Here is a 17,232-nt window from a genome sequence, read left to right as displayed (position 1 = left end):
GTCATATGCTATACTGGTACATAACAATTAAATTTCTGTAAGAACCGGAGGAGCCTGCCAAAAGCAGGCTCTTTCTGTGTTTTTTTAGGGATTATGAAAGGATGTCATGAGTGGAACTATTACTACAATTGCTTATTATTATCTTGTTTACAAAGCTAGCAGGTGATCTTGCAGTTAAACTTGGTCAGCCATCTGTACTGGGAAAACTTATAATTGGTGTAATTATAGGTCCTGCTGTTTTAGGTTGGATTCATCCGTCTGAGGTTATTAAAGCCTTTAGTGATTTAGGTGTTATCTTCCTGATGTTTTTCGCGGGATTGGAAACCAATCTAAAAGAACTGAACCGAAATCGTAATGCGGCTGTTGTTGTTGCTGGAGGAGGTATTATCCTGCCTATGATTGGCGGGTATATCTGCGGTATATTTATGGGCATGGAACCATCTCATGCGTTATTCCTAGGTCTGTTATTATCTGCAACTTCCGTAAGTATCTCTGTTCAAACATTCAGAGAGCTGGGTCAACTGAGAAGTAAAGAGTGCACCACTGTACTTGGAGCTGCCATTGTTGATGATATTGTTGTTGTCATTGCACTGGCTGTTATGATGAGCTTCCTGACAGCGGATCAGGTAAGCTTGGGTCTGCTTATTGGTAAGAAGGTGCTATTCTTCGTTATTGTTATTTTACTAGGCTGGAAGGTTGTGCCTTGGTTCATGCGCAAGTTTTCCAATCTTAGTATATCAGAATCTGTTATTAGTGCCGGTGTATTTGTATGTCTATTCTTTGCCTTTATCGGAGAATATCTGGGTGTCGCTGGTATTATTGGTGCGTTCGCAGCTGGTATTGCTATTGCACAAACTGATTACCATCACGAGGTTGAAAGAAAGCTGGAGCCGATTGCTTATGCGATATTTGTACCGGTCTTCTTTGTTAGCATTGGGCTTAACCTTTCACTTGAAGGTATTGGTGGAGACATCCTGATTATTGTCATCTTGACAATCGTGGCTGTTCTTACTAAGTTAATCGGTTCTGGTCTTGGTGCCAAGCTAACAGGATTTAATTTCCACTCCTCTGTTGTTATTGGAGCAGGGATGGTATCACGTGGAGAAGTAGCTTTGATTATTGCTGCGATGGGATTGGAATCAGGTCTGTTGAGTCAGGATTATTTCACAATTGCCATCGTCGTTGTTATCATGTCTACAATTATAACTCCGCCACTTCTTAAGATTTTGATGAAAGATTCAAAAGTAACAGAAACGGTAGAAAGTTAAAATAATACGTAAAAAGGCCGATTCCAAACCGGATTCGGCTTTTTTTGACAGATAAGAATTTATAAAAATTTTAATGGACTTTATATGACTACTGAAGTGGGTTGGCAGAAGAAGCACATTTTTTGTCTGTGAACTCGTTAAGGTCCCGTAAGGGAGCTAAAACTGTCCGCTACACAACAAAGAGTGCGGAAAGTGCAAAAGGGTGCGATGCTACGAAGTATCTCATGGATTGCACTTTTTAATCCGCAATCTTTGTTGTATAGCTGGGTCGGACCTTAAATAGTTCTTGACAAAAAATATGCTTCTTCTGCTAAGGGCTTCAGGCGGTTAACAAACTAAAAACAACACCAAAAGCATGAAAAACCAGATTCTCTTTTCACACGGAGCGACTTGGCGAAGCCCGACCCAGCGGAGCATTATTCATCGGGATAAAAAAGCGAACCCCAGCAAGTCTTACAGTGAATACATCGCCCCGAGCTTTCCCGATGAATAGTGCGGAGCGGACAGTCTAACCCCCTGCGGGGCGAAGACTTTTAGCGAAGGGTGAAAAGAGAAGCTGGTTTTCTCCAGTGAAGCAGGATCAAGATAATCCTTAAATAATTACAATGTGAATAAAATTATTAATTGACAAAAGAATCATCTTGCATGTATGATTGTCACAACAAAACTTCATAAACCTGTAGCTTATCAAGAGTGACTGAGGGAATAGGCCCTATGACGTCCGGCAACCTTACCATAGATGGTAAAGGTGCTACTTCCTACAGAATGAATTTCATTCTGGAAGATAAGTCGTTCGCTAATACGAGTGATGCTTCTTTCCTGAATGGAAAGAAGCTTTTTTGATTATATAAGCTAAATAACTAACGAGGTCTTATATCAAAAAACAACATTGATAAGTAGCAGAAAACAATACCACTGGAGTGATAGAGATGATTGAAATCCAAAACCTCGTGAAGGAGTACAAGACAAAGGCGTCCACAATTGTCGGTGTTAATGATGTTTCCTTGACGATTAATAAAGGGGAAATATTTGGAATAATCGGGCGAAGTGGAGCGGGAAAAAGCTCCCTAATCCGTTGTCTTAACTTATTAGAGGAACCTACTTCAGGGAAAATCATTATTGATGGAGTAGATTTAACAAGCTTACGAGGAGAAGAGCTTCGCCAAGCACGTCTGAAGATTGGCATGATCTTTCAACATTTTCACCTAATCAAATCTAAAACGGTGTATGAGAATATCGCATTTGCCCTGAAAGCGAATCGTAAATCAGGAGAAGAAATCAATGCACGAGTAACGGAGCTTCTTGAAATGGTGGGGTTGTCGGACAAGCGCGATGTGTATCCTGCTCAGCTGAGTGGGGGGCAAAAACAACGCGTAGGGATTGCAAGAGCACTGGCAAACGATCCGCATGTACTGCTTTGTGATGAAGCTACTTCGGCTCTTGACCCGGAAACAACACAATCAATTCTTGCTCTATTAAAAAAAATTAACCGAGACCTACGTCTAACGATTGTGCTAATCACGCATGAGATGGAAGTAGTAAAAGATATCTGTGATCGGATGGCAGTGATGCAGAGTGGAGACGTGGTAGAAGAAGGTCACGTATATGAAATCTTTTCAGAGCCGAAGCATCAGATGACAAGGGCATTTATCAGCAGTTTATTTCAATTCGAATTGCCACAGCGTCTCATCGATAACTGTAATGGAACAATTGTCAAAATTCAGTTTGTTGCTCCGCAGGCAGAAGAGGCAGTTATCACAGAGGTTCTGCAAAACTTCCATGTAAAAGGCAACATATTACATGGGAAGATCGAATACATCCAGGATCAACCACTGGGCATCTTGATCCTTGAATTAATCGGGGACATTGCGGAAGTGGACAAAGCTATTCAATACATCCAAGAGAGAACATACAAACTGGAGGTGATTCACAGTGGGCATTGATAACTCAATTATTGACTCCATTTTTCAGCTGATACCTGACCTGAACAAAGCATTCATCGAGACCCTCTACATGGTGGGTATCTCGCTTGTCGTAGCTTTACTAATTGGACTTCCAATCGGAATCGTCTTGTTTATCACAGACAAGGGGCTTTTCCTGGAAAATAAAGTAGTGAAATCTGTACTTGGATTTTTGGTTAACATGGTACGTTCCATTCCATTTATCATTCTGATGGTTGCATTGTTCCCATTAACTGAACTAGTAACGGGTTCGATTATTGGACCAACAGCGGCATCTGTCTCTTTATCTGTCGCTTCGATTCCTTTTTTTGCCCGATTGGTAGAAACGGCGTTGCGAGAAATTGATAAAGGCGTCATCGAAGCAGCGGTTGCTGTAGGTGCTACACCGTGGATGATCATTAAAGACGTACTATTGCCAGAAGCTAAACCAGGTATTATTCAAGGTATTACAATCACGGCAATTAGTCTCGTAGCTTACTCTGCGATGGCTGGTACGATAGGCGGCGGAGGAATTGGTGACCTGGCGATTCGATTCGGCTACTATCGATATGACAATACAGTTATGATTACGACCGTAATTATCCTGATTTGTCTGGTGCAACTCCTACAATATGGCGGAGATTTTATCGCCAAAAAGGTAGACAAGCGTTAATAGAACAAAACGGTCATGACCGTTTTGTTGGACCGCAAGCGGTCACATCCAATTTTATGAAAAACGTCGAGACGTTTTTCATAGATAAAATCACATATAAAAAACACAAACTTAACACGGGGGAGAAACAAAACCATGAAAAAACTATCAGGCATTCTATCCATTATTTTATCAGTAGGCTTACTAGCTGGTTGCGGCAGTGCAGGTACTAACTCAAGTGCGCCTGCAGCAGGTGGAGACACTAAAACAGAAGAGATCAAAGAATTGAAAATCGGTGCAACTGCTGGTCCATACAGCGACATGGTAACAAAGGCAATTAAACCAATCATGGAAAAACAAGGATACAAAATCGAAGTAATTGAGTTCAGTGATTATGTTCAACCAAACCGTGCATTAGCAAACGGTGATTTACAGGCAAACCTGTTCCAACACAAGATTTATCTGGACAACTTTGCGAAAGAAAACAAATTGGAATTAACCGACCTGATCTCAGTACCAACAGCTCCAATGGGTCTATACTCCAAAAAATTCAAATCTCTTGATGAAATTGCAGATGGAAGTACAGTAGCAGTTGCTAACGACCCAACCAACCTTGCTCGTACACTAGGTGTATTAGAAGATGCTGGTCTCATTAAAGTAAAAGAAGGTATTGACCCACTACGTGTATCCGAAAAAGATGTGCAAGATAATCCGAAAAACCTGAAATTGCAGCCAATCGAAGCAGGACAATTGCCTCGTGCTGTAGATAGCGTCGATATTTCGCTTGTTCCAGGAAACTTCGCACTAGCTGCCAAAATGAATCTGCTAGATGCTCTTCAATTGGAAGATATGCATGATGACTATCGTAACCGTGTAGTTGTAAATACAAGCGAGGTTGAGAAACAATTCGTGAAGGATTTGAAAGCAGCAGTTGAATCTGATGAATTCGAAAAAATTATTGATGAGCAGTTCCAAGGCTTCGGAAAACCAGCTTGGATGAAATAATGATAGGAAGTGACAGCTATGAGTCAGCAAATAATCGTGAGAGGTGCTCCTGCCCTGTACCGTTGTGAATCAGGCATCTTACAAAAGTTAGACGCCTTGCTTGCACCATATGCAATCAAAAGAGTGCTTGTTGTGCACGGGCAACGCTCCTTACAGGCAGCTGAAGGTTTTTTTGCTAAAGAGACCACTCTTACTTTAATCCACTTTCTCTATCGTGGAGAATGTACGTTAGAAGAAGCAAGCAGAATTGCCAAGACTGCTCAAGAGGAACAAGCTGATGTGATTCTTGGAGTAGGTGGAGGCAAGGTACTTGATTTGGTTAAGGCAGCAGGGAACGAAGCCAATCTGGAAACTATTCTCGTCCCAACGCTAGCCTCCAATTGTGCGGCGTGGACACCACTTAGCGTGTTTTATGATGAACATGGCACTTTTACCCACTACCATGTATTCCCGAAAAGCACATTGATGGTATTGGTAGAGCCAGAGCTGTTGTTGCAGGCTCCTGTTGAGTATTTGCGAGCAGGAATTGCGGATACACTAGCTAAATGGTATGAGGGAGATGCCCTTATTCGTAAGGTAGTGAATCCATCTCTTGCTATTCAGATTGCTCATCATTCTGCCAAACTATGTGAATCGGTCCTGCTCAAGTATGGAGAAGAGAGTATTCTGGATGCACGTAATGGTCAGCTTACAGATGCATTTATACAGGTAGCAGAAACGATCTTTATGGCTGGTGGCATGGTTGGTGGCTTTGGGGATCAACTAGGACGAATTGCTGGAGCACATTCTGTTCATAACGGACTTACTGTCGCAGAGGCAACCCATAGCCTGCTACATGGTGATAAAGTGGCGTATGGAATTCTTGTTCAACTGGTGTTAGAGAAGAATGTGCAGGAAGTGAAGAGGTTGTTGCCTTACTATCAAAAGATGGAGCTTCCTTATTGCTTACAAGATCTGGGGCTGTCAGGTGAAGATCGCGAGACGTTACAAAAAATAGCTATGGCAACTACTCATCCGAATGAGTCTATTCATTTAATGGGTGGAGGGTTTACTGCCGAAAATGTGTACGAGGCAATGCTAGAGTTAGAGAACGTGGATAGAGAAAAAGCAGTTTCTGCGACGTTAAACTAATTAATTGTCACAAGACGTTTTTCAATTGTTACTTTAAATAAAGAAATGATCAGGGAGGAAATTTCTTCCCTGATTTTTTTGAATTGGAGATTAAGGTTATTCAATTAATAACTATAAATGAATAGAACGCATGACTGTTAATAAATACATTCAAAAACAAATATTGTAAAATAAATTAACTGTAATATTGTTTTGTAGAGGAAGGGAATTATAATGGAAATTAGTCTAACCTTTACAACATTGGGGGAACTATTAAAAGAAAAAAGAATAGCTTCAGGTGTCAGCCTTTCCGAATTATCTAGAAAGACTGGAGTAAGCAAAGGAGTTATTTCAAAAATAGAAAATGGGGAGACGAAACGTCCAGAACTTAATACTCTTAAACCACTAATAGAATTTATAGGTGTATCTTTTGAAGAATAATTGATTATTGTCCTGAATTCGAAGAGAGAGCTCCTGTTTTAAAAGATTTTTAATTTGGGTGCAGAAACTCTTCGGGGGTGTATCATATGAAAAAGAGATGTATGGCATTTTTGGCAGTTCCGGTTCTAGTATGTTCACTTTTTGCCGTGCCCATGATTTATAATGCAGATGCAAATAGTGTAGTAGTAGCTAATGTCGATACGGATCGAGATGATCCAAAAAGTTAGTAAAAAATATTAAATTATTACCATCAAAAAAGCAGATGCGTTCGAGAGCTCCTAGTAAGAATCTCGTATGGCATCTGCTTTTTACTTTGATTATAAAACGATGACATGGCTACTTCCAAGGCACTAGCTTGCGTTCAATCCACTGAAGTGTTTTGTTAAACAATAATCCCAATAGAGAGAGCACAAGTACGCCAACCATCAACTTATTCGTAATCATCAGGTTACCATAATGTAGCACCATTGATCCGATTCCTTCCTGTGCAGCAATCATTTCTGCGGCAACCAAGAGTAAGAGAGAAGTACCAGCTGATAGCTTCAATCCAGCAAAAATCATAGGCAATGAACCTGGAAGGATAACCTTGCGAATTACATTAAAATGATTAGAACCAAATGTTACAGCTGCTTTAATGAGCATAGGATCAACGTTTTTAACCCCGGAGAACGTATTGATTACCACAGGGAAAAAGACACCCAGAGCGATAATAACGACTTTTGGCAGTTCTCCAATTCCCAACCATAGAATGATGAGTGGTAACAGGGCGATTTTTGGAATCGGATAGATGGAATATACAATCGGAGAAAAAATGGCATCAGCCCATCTGGAGAAACCTAGAGCTAACCCAACGATAATCCCGATAGTCGCCCCGATTGCGTAACCACCCAGTATTCTATATAGGCTGGCAAACAGATTGCTAAACAGCTCACCACTTACAGTCATCTCCCAGCCTGCCATCACAATAGCAGAAGGAGCGGGCAAGAACAGCGGAGGAACAATTTCTAATTGACATACAACCTCCCAGATGGCAATCAAAACGGAAATACCCAGTACAGAAGCATAGGCAGGGATTTTTTGTTCTAAAAAGGCTACACGGTTTGTAATAACTTGTCTTTGCTGGCTCATACCCTTACCCCTCCTTCAATGCGTCTTGGGCATCTTGTCGAATCAATTGCCAGATCTGATCAGCATATTGTTCAAATTGTACGCGATATTCATCTTTATCCCGACCGATTTTCGGTAGATCAATATGTATGATCTCCTTAATCTGACCAGGATGACGCGAGAGAACAATAACACGGTCAGCCAGATAAACAGCTTCCTGGATGTTATGCGTAACATATAAGGTGCTTAGCTTGGTACGATTCCAGATAGTCAACAGCTCTTCTTGCATCAGTGTACGTGTCTGGGCATCCAATGCAGAGAAAGGCTCATCCATTAGTAACAGGTCAGGCTCAATGGCAAGCGCACGGGCGATCCCTGCGCGTTGTTTCATACCACCAGATAGTTGTTTCGGGTAGGAATTTTCGAAGCCAGTTAAGCCAACCATGTCGATGTAATGCTTTCCTTTATCCTGTTGTTCTTGTTTCGAAATACCTTGCTCTTCTAATCCAAATATGACGTTTTCATAGACCGTTCTCCATGGAAAGAGAGCAATTTCTTGAAAAACAATACCTAGGCTTGGCTTTTTATCGCTCGCAGCCATTCCTTCAAAATAGACAGAACCGCTCGTAGGGGACATCAATCCACCCACAATGTTTAGTAGGGTGGATTTTCCGCATCCGCTCGGCCCAACCAATACCACGAACTCCTGCTCTTCAATGGAAAAATTGATGTTCGTCAGGGCAGTTACCTCATGTTTTTTGGTATCAACAAACGTTTTGCCGACATTTTCGATGACGATTCTCATAGATGTCACTTCCCTAGTTTTTGCAAAGCATCTTCTAACATTTGCGTATTTACGATTTCTTTTACATCAATTGGTTTGTCGATTAGTTTTTCTTTTGCATACCAATCTACTTGTGTTTGGATATCTGATTCTAGCAATTTGCCGTCACGATCGATATAAGGCAATCCTTTTTTGATCAGTTCCTTGTCTTGTTCGATATATTTCGCAATGATTTCTATTACTTCATCATAGTTTTCACCTGGCACAACTTGTCCGTCCTTTTTAGTCAGAACAGCATCATAGTAGTAGCGAGTAGATTTAGCATATGCTTTCAGGAAGCGCTCAGCTACATCTTTATTTTCAGCGAATGTAGGAGAGAAGAAGATACCAGATGTCTGGTATTCGAATTCATCACCGATTTGAGCGATTGGTTTACCATAGCCTTCGTTTACCACTAGTGAAATATTAGGTTCATTTAAAAGAACGCTATCCACCTGGTTACTTTTCAAGGCTTCCATTAAACCTTTGATACTATTAAGAGGAACAAGATCTACATCTTTTAAGCTCAAACCGTATTTTTCAAGCAATTTACCTGCCATGTAGTGGTAGGTAGAACCAGTTTGAGTGATACCAATTTTCTTGCCCTTTAACTCTTCAACGCTTTTAATTGGTGAATCGTTAGGGACTAATAAAGCAGAGGAAGAATAGCCTTGCTGTTCCCTTCCTTTGTCAGCGACTACAACCAGTTTTTGACCGCCTGCAATCATATTGTACATGCTTGCTGTAATTCCGGTTGCCCCTACATCAACACTGCCTGCTGCAGTAGCAACAGAAATTGGTTGTGCAGCTTCAAACCATTGCGGTTTCAAATCAATATTTTCTTCTTTAAAAAATCCTTTTTCAATACCGATAAATAATGGCGCTGTACTAGTCAATTTGAGCATGCCCACTTGGACTGTCTCCATTTTTTGTTCAGCAGGTGTTCCTGTTCCTTGACCTTGTCCAGCGGATGATCCTTCATTGGAGCTGCCGCAACCGGTAAGAGCCAAGGCTGTTGCTAATAGACCAGCGATGATAGCAGATGCCTTTCTCACGTGATGTTCCTCCATTTTCTCCTGATTTTTCTGTTTATACTTCTGGTATTATATTATGACAAAATAACACAAAAATCGATCTTCCTCAATGCCTCCAACTTAATAAATGTTTATTTTCTGATTGGAGGATTTTAGTTATATACATAATTTGTCCCGTGTGGTACGAGCAGTGGGCTGTTGTATGATAAACCAAATCTAGTAATGAGCGTGAGAATGAAGCGATCCCCGCATCTGGAGGGTAGCTGATAAACACCTCGCGCATTAAATCGTCTTCTGTCAGATTGGTAAATACGTCACGGGTTTGACCACGCACCTCCATTAGATACACAAGTAACTCTTCACGGGTGCGACCACCCTCTGCCAAAAACTCTGCTGAGCGTTCCCGAATAAAAGGTTTCCCTCCAATACCGCTTACCATATTTTGATATTCATTGCCTGCAAGATGAAGACATAGGTTACCCACACTATTTGTTTGATCGCGTACCTTTTTCCAGAGCATATCCCGAGGAAGCGTGTTTAATGCTATCTGAATACGATCAAGTTCAGTATCTAACAGGTTTAGGGTCTGAAGGTAAAATGGATGCATGATTTCTCCTGCCTTTCTACTAGGATAGTGACTAACGAGATTGTAAGAACATGAAAGGAGGCTCCCTATATTAAGGCGTCCCCTTTTCCAAATAATCTAAGGCAGTGGAAAGTAAGATCTTTGCACTGATTAACATAGATTTTTCATCAATATCAAATTTGGAATGATGATGAGGATAGACTGCGCCAGAATCTACACTGCCAGCGCCTGTGAAAAAGAACGTGCCAGGAACTTTTTGCAGGTAATAGGCAAAATCTTCCCCACCCATAATGGGAGCTATTTCTTTAACGTTCTCTATGCCAATCAGAGGTATCGCATTTTGTACCAGCAGCTCAGTCTCATCCTGATGGTTAGAGAGAGCAGGATAACCTTTTCCATAGCGGAAAGTGTAAGTGGCATCAGCACCATCACAAACAGATTTGATCACTTTCTCCATTTGGGAGATGATCTGTTCCTGAACACTCTCTTCTAAGGTACGTACCGTTCCAGAAATCTTCGCAGTTTCAGGAATTACATTAAAGGCAGTACCAGCATGAAAGGTAGCTACTGTTAACACAGCAGGTTTCAATGGATCTATCCGTCTGCTGACGATCTGTTGTAACTGTTGTACCAGAGAAGTCCCGATTGCAACTGGATCAATGGTTTCATGAGGAACAGCTCCGTGCCCGCCTTTTCCGATAATTTCAATCTCAAACATATCTGCGGCAGCCATAATCGGACCACTGCGATACCCGATCTCCCCAATAGGAATCATGGACCAGACATGGGTGCCAAAGATAGCATCTACGCCATCCAGACAGCCGTCCTCAATCATTGGTTTTGCGCCACCTGGGGCAATCTCTTCCGCGAATTGATGAATCAGGACTACATTCCCCGGAATGTTGTGTTTATTTTCTGAAAGAACTTTGGCTATTGCTAACAAAATCGTAGTATGGGCATCATGACCGCATGCATGCATAACACCAGGAACTTTAGATTTATAGGGAACGTCTTTCTCATCCTGTATAGGTAGCGCATCAAAGTCAGCTCGAATGGCAACCGTTTTCCCAGGCTTCTCCCCACGGATTAATCCGACAACGCCTCTTCCGCCAACTTCTGTGTTTACTTCTACTCCCAATTTGCGCAAATATTCTGCGATGGTAGTTGGTGTTTGTACTTCTTCAAAGGACAGCTCGGGATACTGGTGAAAATATCTCCGTAACTCAATCATCTCAGGGTAGATCTCTTCTAATCTTGCCAGTAAGTGTTCCATCGGAAGCCTCCCGTATCAATACTATTTTGTACGTATTACTTTATAGGAGGGAAATAAGCTTTTCAATAACAAAAAATTTATAACTCTTATTAATAGTGAGAATTGATAGATTAATTTTGCTAAAAAAAGTTTTTACTTTCATAATGTTTAAAAATAATGTTGAAATTATTTTTATGTGGTGATATATTCAATAACAATCTCTAGGAGATTTATTTTTTTACTTATATATCCGAGTAAGCTTATAGGTTTTGTTTAATATGATCATTTCCAACAAAGAATGATGTTGAGATTATGAAGGGGTGTAAGAGGTAATGGGGACAGAGAAGAAACACATAAGAATCGGAGTTTTTCTTGCGGGTACTGGGCATCATGTAGCGTCATGGAGACATCCTCAAGCAGTAGCCGATGGAAGCATCAATCTCTCCTATTTAAAAAAACTGGCACAGACTGCAGAGAGAGGAAAGTTGGATATGCTGTTTTTGGCAGACAGTCTGTCGATTAACCATGATTCTCATCCCAATGTGCTAGCTCGCTTTGAGCCATTCACGTTACTCGCATCATTGGCAGAGGTTACCTCTAAAATCGGGTTGGTTGCGACGGCATCCACCACGTATAGTGAACCCTTTCATATTGCCAGGCAGTTTGCTTCACTCGACCATATCAGTAACGGTCGGGCAGCATGGAATGTTGTCACGTCATCTATAGAATCGACGGCTGGTAATTTTAATGGCGATCAGCATTTGGAGCATGGATTACGTTATCAACGTGCAGAAGAGTTTGTCGAGGTTGTAAAAGGATTATGGGACTCCTGGGAAGATGATGCCCTTATTCGGGATAAAGAATTAGGTTCATTTTTTGATCCTGCCAAATTGCATGAGCTTCAACATCAAGGAAGTCACTTTTCTGTGCGGGGCCCATTAAACATAGCAAGGCCACCACAAGGGCATCCCGTCATCATTCAGGCAGGATCATCAGAACCAGGCCAACACCTTGCTGCCCGAACTGCAGAAGTCATCTTCACCGCACAAAATAATCTGGCAGATGCCCAAAGCTTTTATCAAAGTGTAAAAAGTAAGGTGGTTTCTTACGGGCGTTCTCCAGATGATGTCAGCATTATGCCAGGAATTTTCCCGATTCTGGGTGAGACAGAGGAAGAAGCGCACCACAAATATAGTCAACTACAGGACTTAATAATTCCTTCAGTCGGGCTAAGCATCCTTTCCAGCTATCTGGGAGATATTGATCTGACTCCATATCCGTTGGATGAACCGTTTCCAGACATTCTTATTCCAGAAACAAATAGCGTAAAAAGTCGCTATCAATTGATTCTTGATTTGGCGAAACGGGAAAACCTGACTATCCGGGAATTGTATAAAAATATTGCAGGTTCGAGAGGTCACCACATTTTCATCGGAACAGCTGAGCAGCTAGCTGATAAGATGCAGGAATGGTTGATGCAAGGTGGAGCAGACGGCTTTAATCTTATGCCGCCACTATTACCTGAGGGAATTGATGTGTTTGTAGATCAGGTTATCCCGATTCTGCAAGAGCGAGGATTGTTTAGAACTGAATATGAAGGAACTACACTACGAGAGCATTTAGGATTACAGAGACCGGTGAACCGTTATGCAATATAACAGTTGATAACATGAGGTGAACAAGATGACGATAATGTATCGGCTTGCAACAATTGATGATGCAGAAGAGATACAGGAATTGACATGGCAAGCATATGAACCGATTCGAAACCTGGGGATAAATTTTGCAGCAGCGACAGCGGATATTGAACTCGTACAAAAAAATATTTCGAACAATCTCTGTTATGTTCTGGAGGAAGACGACCAAATACTTGCAACACTTTCTATACGTATGCCATGGGGAGAACAACCGGGACCTTATCCATTGCCTCATATCTGGTGGTTCGCAGTACACCCAAAGAGCAGCAAACAAGGAGTAGGTTCGCTACTTCTAACATGGGTGGAGGAAACGGTGATTCGGGATATGTTCAAAGCACCTGCTGTAACACTGGGAACTACAGATAAGCATCCCTGGTTAGCAGAAATGTATGAACGAAAGGGTTACATACGAGCAGGAGAAAAAGATTCAGGAAGAGGTCATACAACTGTATTTCTTCGTAAAGAACTGCGTGTGAAGTCGTAGGAAGTAATGGGTTATGAACGACATATACAAAATAGGAGAGAAAACCATGAAAAAACAAAAAGGATTACTTTCGATATTACTGGGAGCCTCTCTCTTGCTATTATCAGCATGCGGAAGCGGTAATGAGTCGAATGTGGGACAAGGATCTGAAGCAGAGGAAAAGGTACTGCGTATAGGAGCTACAGGTCAAAGCTATCCATTTGCCTATAAAGAGGGAGAAAAACTACAAGGTTTTGATGTTGAGGTAGTAGAGGCAGTTGCAAATAAAATTGGCTATAAAGTGGAATGGCATCTAGCAGATTTCAGCGGTGTCATGGGACTGCTTGAAACAGGCAGGATCGATACCGTCTCCAATCAGGTGGCTATGACAGAACAGCGAAAAGAAAAGTTCAATTTCTCACAGACCTACGCCTATGCAGGTACTCAAATCATTGTGAAAGACGATAACACTGTTATTCATTCTGTTAAGGATCTAAAAGGTAAGACAGTAGCGGCTGTGCTCGGGTCCAATCATGCGAAAAACTTAGAAAAACAGGACCCTAACAAGGAAATAACCATTCGTACCTACGAATCGCAAGAAGGAACATTAAATGATGTTGCTTATGGTCGGGTGGATGCCTATGTGAACGGCCGTAGCGTATTATTGGCACAAATTGAGAAAACGGGCTTGCCTCTCAAATTGGCTGGCGATCCAATCAGCTATGAAGAAGTAGCATTTCCATTCCGAAAAGATGAAAAGAATGACAAAATACGAGCTGAATTCGATAAAGCGTTAACGGAATTGCGTGAAGATGGAACGCTAAAAAAATTATCTGAAAAATACTTTAAAGCGGATGTAACGGTTAAATTGCCAAATCAACCGTAATAGAGGCGGTGTGATGTAATATGAATTTTGATGGTCTATACATGCTAGAAGTGCTTCCAACCTTGCTAAAATACTTGCCATTAACACTTTTGATGGCATTCGTCTCCATGTTTTTTGCGATTATTATGGGGCTCTTTCTGGCTCTAATCACGAAGAACCAGGTACCTGTCTTACATCAGCTAGCCAAGGTATATATCTCATTTTTTCGAGCTACACCGACTTTAGTCCAACTGTTTATTATTTACTATGGCTTGCCGCAAGTGATCCCGTCCTTTAGCGTTCTGAATGCTCTGACAGCAGCCATTATTGGACTTAGCTTTAAAAACTCGGCCTATCTGGCAGAGATTTTCCGGGCTGCCTTACATTCCGTTGATCACGGTCAATTAGAAGCGTGTCTGGCTGTAGGAATGACCAAGTCACAGGCTTATCGCAGGATTATCCTTCCGCAAGCAACGAGAAATGCTATCCCTGCTACCGGCAATACTTTTATCGGTCTGATTAAGGAGACATCACTTGCCTTTACGCTAGGGGTTGCCGAGCTGTTTGCACAGGGAAAAATGATGGCATCCTCCTCGCTCAAATATTTAGAGACCTATTTGGCAGTTGCGATTGTATATTGGGGAATAACCATTCTATATAGCCTCGTTCAGGAATGGATGGAAAACAAACTGAGCAAGCCATATAGAAATTAATGAGGGATTATGATGATAAAAGTAACCAATTTGCACAAAACATTTAACGATCTTGTTGTGTTACAGGGAATCGATATCGAAGTGAAGCGTGGAGAGGTAGTTGCCATTATCGGTCCTTCTGGATCAGGTAAATCAACCTTGTTACGGTGCCTTAATTTTTTGGAAATACCAGATCAAGGCGTTATAGAAATTGGGGAAGTAACCATAGATGCTAAGCAGTATACGCAAAAAGAAGTGCATCAACTGCGTCAACAGACGGCGATGGTTTTCCAAAACTACAATTTGTTCAAAAACAAAACGGCTCTGCAAAATATCACGGAATCCCTACTTATCACGAAAAAAATGAAGCAAGGTGAAGCTAACCAGACTGGCGAGGCATTGCTTGAGCAAGTAGGCCTATCGGAAAAAGCAGGTAGCTATCCCATTACCTTGTCAGGGGGACAGCAGCAACGTGTGGCAATCGCCCGCGCTCTTGCTGTTTCGCCTCATGCAATTCTACTGGATGAGCCTACATCAGCACTTGATCCGGAGTTGGTTGCAGAGGTTTTGCAAGTAATCAAGGCAATTGCAGAAAAGAAAACAACAATGGTGATTGTGACGCACGAAATGGCTTTTGCCCGTCAAGTAGCAGATAAGGTGATATTTATGGCAGATGGGAAAATTGTGGAACAGGGAGCGCCAGCGGACATATTTGATCGTCCGAGTAACGAGCGTACCAAGCGCTTTCTACAACAATTCAGCGCTCCCGAGAGCGTGATTTCTTGATCAGGGGAAAGGGAGGAAAACATGATCGATTCAACCATTGGTGAAAAGAAACTGACTCACGAACTTGCTCGGCTCGTCCTCTCCTCGCAACCTGAGAAGGATCAAGCCGTCATGGATGCCGCCCGGGCTGGAGTGATTGACTTTCTCGCCACAAGTTTTGCTGCCCGAGATGATGAGGGTGTAGGGAAGCTGTGGAAGATCATAGAGTCGGAGGGTGGACATCAAGTAGTTCCCATAATCGGTCAGAAGAGAAAAGCAAGCTTTCTTCAGGCTGCACTCTTGCATGGTTTCATCGGTCATGCGCTGGATTATGATGATGTCCATTCAGATGTTCGGGGTCATCCGAGCACAGTGATTTTGCCAGCATTGCTTTCGGTAGCGGCTACAAGCGGGCTAAGTGGAGAAAGATTTCTCGCTTCCTATATAGTAGGTGTGGAGGTTATGGCACGACTGGGCTTAGCCATTGGTGCAGAGCACTACAATAAGGGATGGCATAATACAGCTACATTGGGTACTATTGCAGCAGGTGTCGCAGCAAGCTATGCAGAAGGTCATTCCATAGAACAGATCAAAAAGGTAATCGGTTTTGCGGCGACACAAGCAAGCGGTCTACGTGTTCAATTTGGAACGGAAACCAAGCCCCTTCATGCAGGGATCGCTGCCCAGGCGGGACTTCTTGCCGTAAGTTTAGCAGAAGTGAATTTTGGCGGGACAGCGTATGCGCTTGATGGTAAGACGGGTTTTTTCAGCGTATATGGCGATCTGCACCAAGCAGAACGCGCACTACTACTGGATTGGGGGAACCCATGGAAGTTCGCAGATCCTGGGCTCTGGTTCAAAATATATCCTTTCTGCTCAGCGGCCCATCACGCTGCCGATGCGGCAAGAAGTCTGATGACTCATCATGACATTTTGGCAAATGAGATTGAGCAGGTCCAGATTATTTTCCCTCCCAAAGGTGATTCTGCTCTAGTGGTACATCAGCCACAGACCGGTGAACAAGGACGTTTTTCTGTGGAATATGTAGTGGCGCTTGCCCTGAATGGCTATACGTTAACGCTGAATAACTTTACGGCTGCTCCAATTAGTGAGGAGATTAACGCATTTTTGCCACGCATTTATCGTAAATATGATGAAAAGATTGAGCCTGTTCCTCACGCGATACCAAAAGGGCGATTTACTATTGTTGAAGTTGAAATGAAAGACGGATATGTATATAGAAAAAGAGTGGATCGTCCTAGGGGAGCACCAGGTAATACGCTGTCACAAGAAGACATCCACCAAAAGCTTGAGGCTACAGTGGCTTTCGAGCAAGGGAGGGCAAGCGAACTGATTAAGGTAGTTAGCAAGCTAAAGAGTGAAGAGGATATGAAGCAGTTGCTTACCTTATTATAAGAGAAATAGGAATGGTACTATTGTAAATAGTAAATAAATGAGAAAAAAGGCGAGGGGCTCCCCGCCTTTTTTTCATTATGTGCGCCCAGCATGGGCGTTATCTATAGGGTTCAAGT

General features: G+C 42.1%; 18 protein-coding genes and 1 riboswitch. Of the genes, 13 read left to right on the top strand and 5 right to left on the bottom strand.

Features of this window, described 5'->3' with window-relative positions; all coding sequences use genetic code 11:
- Positions 1 to 110: 110 nt before the first annotated feature.
- The 7 genes from LM917_RS10470 (at position 111) to LM917_RS10440 (ending at position 6,643) form a co-directional block, all read left to right on the top strand.
- Entirely contained in the window at positions 111 to 1,268 is a 1,158-nt protein-coding gene (locus tag LM917_RS10470) for a cation:proton antiporter (RefSeq protein ID WP_232697459.1), read from the top strand.
- A 681-nt stretch (positions 1,269 to 1,949) separates the two neighbouring features.
- Positions 1,950 to 2,059: riboswitch (SAM riboswitch) on the top strand.
- A 138-nt stretch (positions 2,060 to 2,197) separates the two neighbouring features.
- A complete protein-coding gene (locus LM917_RS10465) occupies positions 2,198 to 3,211 on the top strand; it encodes a methionine ABC transporter ATP-binding protein (RefSeq protein ID WP_232697458.1) in 1,014 nt (337 codons plus the stop codon).
- Between the two features lie 70 nt (positions 3,212 to 3,281).
- Entirely contained in the window at positions 3,282 to 3,881 is a 600-nt protein-coding gene (locus LM917_RS10460; RefSeq protein ID WP_232697618.1) for a methionine ABC transporter permease, read from the top strand.
- A gap of 135 nt (positions 3,882 to 4,016) precedes the next feature.
- A complete protein-coding gene (locus tag LM917_RS10455) occupies positions 4,017 to 4,865 on the top strand; it encodes a MetQ/NlpA family ABC transporter substrate-binding protein (protein WP_232697457.1) in 849 nt (282 codons plus the stop codon).
- An 18-nt stretch (positions 4,866 to 4,883) separates the two neighbouring features.
- Positions 4,884 to 5,996: an iron-containing alcohol dehydrogenase family protein gene (locus LM917_RS10450; RefSeq protein ID WP_232697456.1), complete on the top strand. Its 1,113-nt coding sequence runs from the start codon at positions 4,884 to 4,886 to the stop codon at positions 5,994 to 5,996.
- A 213-nt stretch (positions 5,997 to 6,209) separates the two neighbouring features.
- The gene (locus LM917_RS10445) at positions 6,210 to 6,416 is read left to right on the top strand and encodes a helix-turn-helix domain-containing protein (RefSeq protein WP_232697455.1); all 207 of its coding nucleotides are present in this window, start codon (positions 6,210 to 6,212) and stop codon (positions 6,414 to 6,416) included.
- 86 nt (positions 6,417 to 6,502) lie between these two features.
- On the top strand, positions 6,503 to 6,643 hold the full coding sequence (locus LM917_RS10440; protein ID WP_232697454.1) for a hypothetical protein: 141 nt from the start codon (positions 6,503 to 6,505) through the stop codon (positions 6,641 to 6,643).
- Between the two features lie 109 nt (positions 6,644 to 6,752).
- On the opposite strand, the gene LM917_RS10435 is transcribed toward LM917_RS10440, so the two are convergent.
- From LM917_RS10435 to LM917_RS10415, 5 genes are all read right to left on the bottom strand, one after another.
- Positions 6,753 to 7,544, bottom strand: a complete 792-nt coding sequence (locus tag LM917_RS10435; RefSeq protein WP_232697453.1) for an ABC transporter permease — start codon at positions 7,542 to 7,544, stop codon at positions 6,753 to 6,755.
- Between the two features lie 4 nt (positions 7,545 to 7,548).
- The gene (locus tag LM917_RS10430; RefSeq protein WP_232697452.1) at positions 7,549 to 8,328 is read right to left on the bottom strand and encodes an ABC transporter ATP-binding protein; all 780 of its coding nucleotides are present in this window, start codon (positions 8,326 to 8,328) and stop codon (positions 7,549 to 7,551) included.
- Positions 8,329 to 8,333: 5 nt separating this feature from the next.
- A complete protein-coding gene (locus LM917_RS10425) occupies positions 8,334 to 9,401 on the bottom strand; it encodes an ABC transporter substrate-binding protein (RefSeq protein WP_232697451.1) in 1,068 nt (355 codons plus the stop codon).
- An 85-nt stretch (positions 9,402 to 9,486) separates the two neighbouring features.
- Positions 9,487 to 9,987, bottom strand: coding sequence for a DinB family protein (locus tag LM917_RS10420; protein ID WP_232697450.1), 501 nt, complete (start codon positions 9,985 to 9,987; stop codon positions 9,487 to 9,489).
- Positions 9,988 to 10,057: 70 nt separating this feature from the next.
- The gene (locus LM917_RS10415; RefSeq protein WP_232697449.1) at positions 10,058 to 11,239 is read right to left on the bottom strand and encodes a M20 family metallopeptidase; all 1,182 of its coding nucleotides are present in this window, start codon (positions 11,237 to 11,239) and stop codon (positions 10,058 to 10,060) included.
- A gap of 311 nt (positions 11,240 to 11,550) precedes the next feature.
- Between LM917_RS10415 and LM917_RS10410 the strand changes: the two genes are divergently transcribed.
- From LM917_RS10410 to LM917_RS10385, 6 genes are read left to right on the top strand one after another with little or no spacing between them, the layout of a single operon-like run.
- Positions 11,551 to 12,876 (top strand): LLM class flavin-dependent oxidoreductase, encoded by a 1,326-nt coding sequence (locus LM917_RS10410; RefSeq protein WP_232697448.1) that lies wholly within the window; start codon positions 11,551 to 11,553, stop codon positions 12,874 to 12,876.
- Between the two features lie 25 nt (positions 12,877 to 12,901).
- On the top strand, positions 12,902 to 13,399 hold the full coding sequence (locus LM917_RS10405) for a GNAT family N-acetyltransferase (RefSeq protein ID WP_232697447.1): 498 nt from the start codon (positions 12,902 to 12,904) through the stop codon (positions 13,397 to 13,399).
- 46 nt (positions 13,400 to 13,445) lie between these two features.
- Positions 13,446 to 14,264 (top strand): amino acid ABC transporter substrate-binding protein, encoded by an 819-nt coding sequence (locus LM917_RS10400; RefSeq protein WP_232697446.1) that lies wholly within the window; start codon positions 13,446 to 13,448, stop codon positions 14,262 to 14,264.
- A 20-nt stretch (positions 14,265 to 14,284) separates the two neighbouring features.
- Complete coding sequence (locus tag LM917_RS10395; RefSeq protein WP_232697445.1) at positions 14,285 to 14,956, top strand: amino acid ABC transporter permease; 672 nt, start codon at positions 14,285 to 14,287, stop codon at positions 14,954 to 14,956.
- 12 nt (positions 14,957 to 14,968) lie between these two features.
- A complete protein-coding gene (locus LM917_RS10390; RefSeq protein ID WP_232697444.1) occupies positions 14,969 to 15,721 on the top strand; it encodes an amino acid ABC transporter ATP-binding protein in 753 nt (250 codons plus the stop codon).
- 36 nt (positions 15,722 to 15,757) lie between these two features.
- Positions 15,758 to 17,116: an MmgE/PrpD family protein gene (locus LM917_RS10385; RefSeq protein WP_373688781.1), complete on the top strand. Its 1,359-nt coding sequence runs from the start codon at positions 15,758 to 15,760 to the stop codon at positions 17,114 to 17,116.
- The last annotated feature ends 116 nt before the right edge of the window (positions 17,117 to 17,232 follow it).

Source organism: Brevibacillus daliensis, from assembly GCF_021245735.1.
Lineage (GTDB): Bacteria > Bacillota > Bacilli > Brevibacillales > Brevibacillaceae > Brevibacillus_B > Brevibacillus_B daliensis.
This window is presented reverse-complemented; position numbering and strand designations above follow the sequence as displayed.

Bases quoted from the DNA above. Each gene is read 5' to 3' on its own strand.
- LM917_RS10465 (WP_232697458.1), top strand. From the start codon at position 2,198: ATGATTGAAATCCAAAACCTCGTGAAGGAGTACAAGACAAAGGCGTCC.
- LM917_RS10460 (WP_232697618.1), top strand. From the start codon at position 3,282: ATGGTGGGTATCTCGCTTGTCGTAGCTTTACTAATTGGACTTCCAATC.
- LM917_RS10455 (WP_232697457.1), top strand. From the start codon at position 4,017: ATGAAAAAACTATCAGGCATTCTATCCATTATTTTATCAGTAGGCTTA.
- LM917_RS10450 (WP_232697456.1), top strand. From the start codon at position 4,884: ATGAGTCAGCAAATAATCGTGAGAGGTGCTCCTGCCCTGTACCGTTGT.
- LM917_RS10445 (WP_232697455.1), top strand. From the start codon at position 6,210: ATGGAAATTAGTCTAACCTTTACAACATTGGGGGAACTATTAAAAGAA.
- LM917_RS10440 (WP_232697454.1), top strand. From the start codon at position 6,503: ATGAAAAAGAGATGTATGGCATTTTTGGCAGTTCCGGTTCTAGTATGT.
- LM917_RS10435 (WP_232697453.1), bottom strand. From the start codon at position 7,544: ATGAGCCAGCAAAGACAAGTTATTACAAACCGTGTAGCCTTTTTAGAA.
- LM917_RS10430 (WP_232697452.1), bottom strand. From the start codon at position 8,328: ATGAGAATCGTCATCGAAAATGTCGGCAAAACGTTTGTTGATACCAAA.
- LM917_RS10420 (WP_232697450.1), bottom strand. From the start codon at position 9,987: ATGCATCCATTTTACCTTCAGACCCTAAACCTGTTAGATACTGAACTT.
- LM917_RS10415 (WP_232697449.1), bottom strand. From the start codon at position 11,239: ATGGAACACTTACTGGCAAGATTAGAAGAGATCTACCCTGAGATGATT.
- LM917_RS10410 (WP_232697448.1), top strand. From the start codon at position 11,551: ATGGGGACAGAGAAGAAACACATAAGAATCGGAGTTTTTCTTGCGGGT.
- LM917_RS10405 (WP_232697447.1), top strand. From the start codon at position 12,902: ATGACGATAATGTATCGGCTTGCAACAATTGATGATGCAGAAGAGATA.
- LM917_RS10400 (WP_232697446.1), top strand. From the start codon at position 13,446: ATGAAAAAACAAAAAGGATTACTTTCGATATTACTGGGAGCCTCTCTC.
- LM917_RS10395 (WP_232697445.1), top strand. From the start codon at position 14,285: ATGAATTTTGATGGTCTATACATGCTAGAAGTGCTTCCAACCTTGCTA.
- LM917_RS10390 (WP_232697444.1), top strand. From the start codon at position 14,969: ATGATAAAAGTAACCAATTTGCACAAAACATTTAACGATCTTGTTGTG.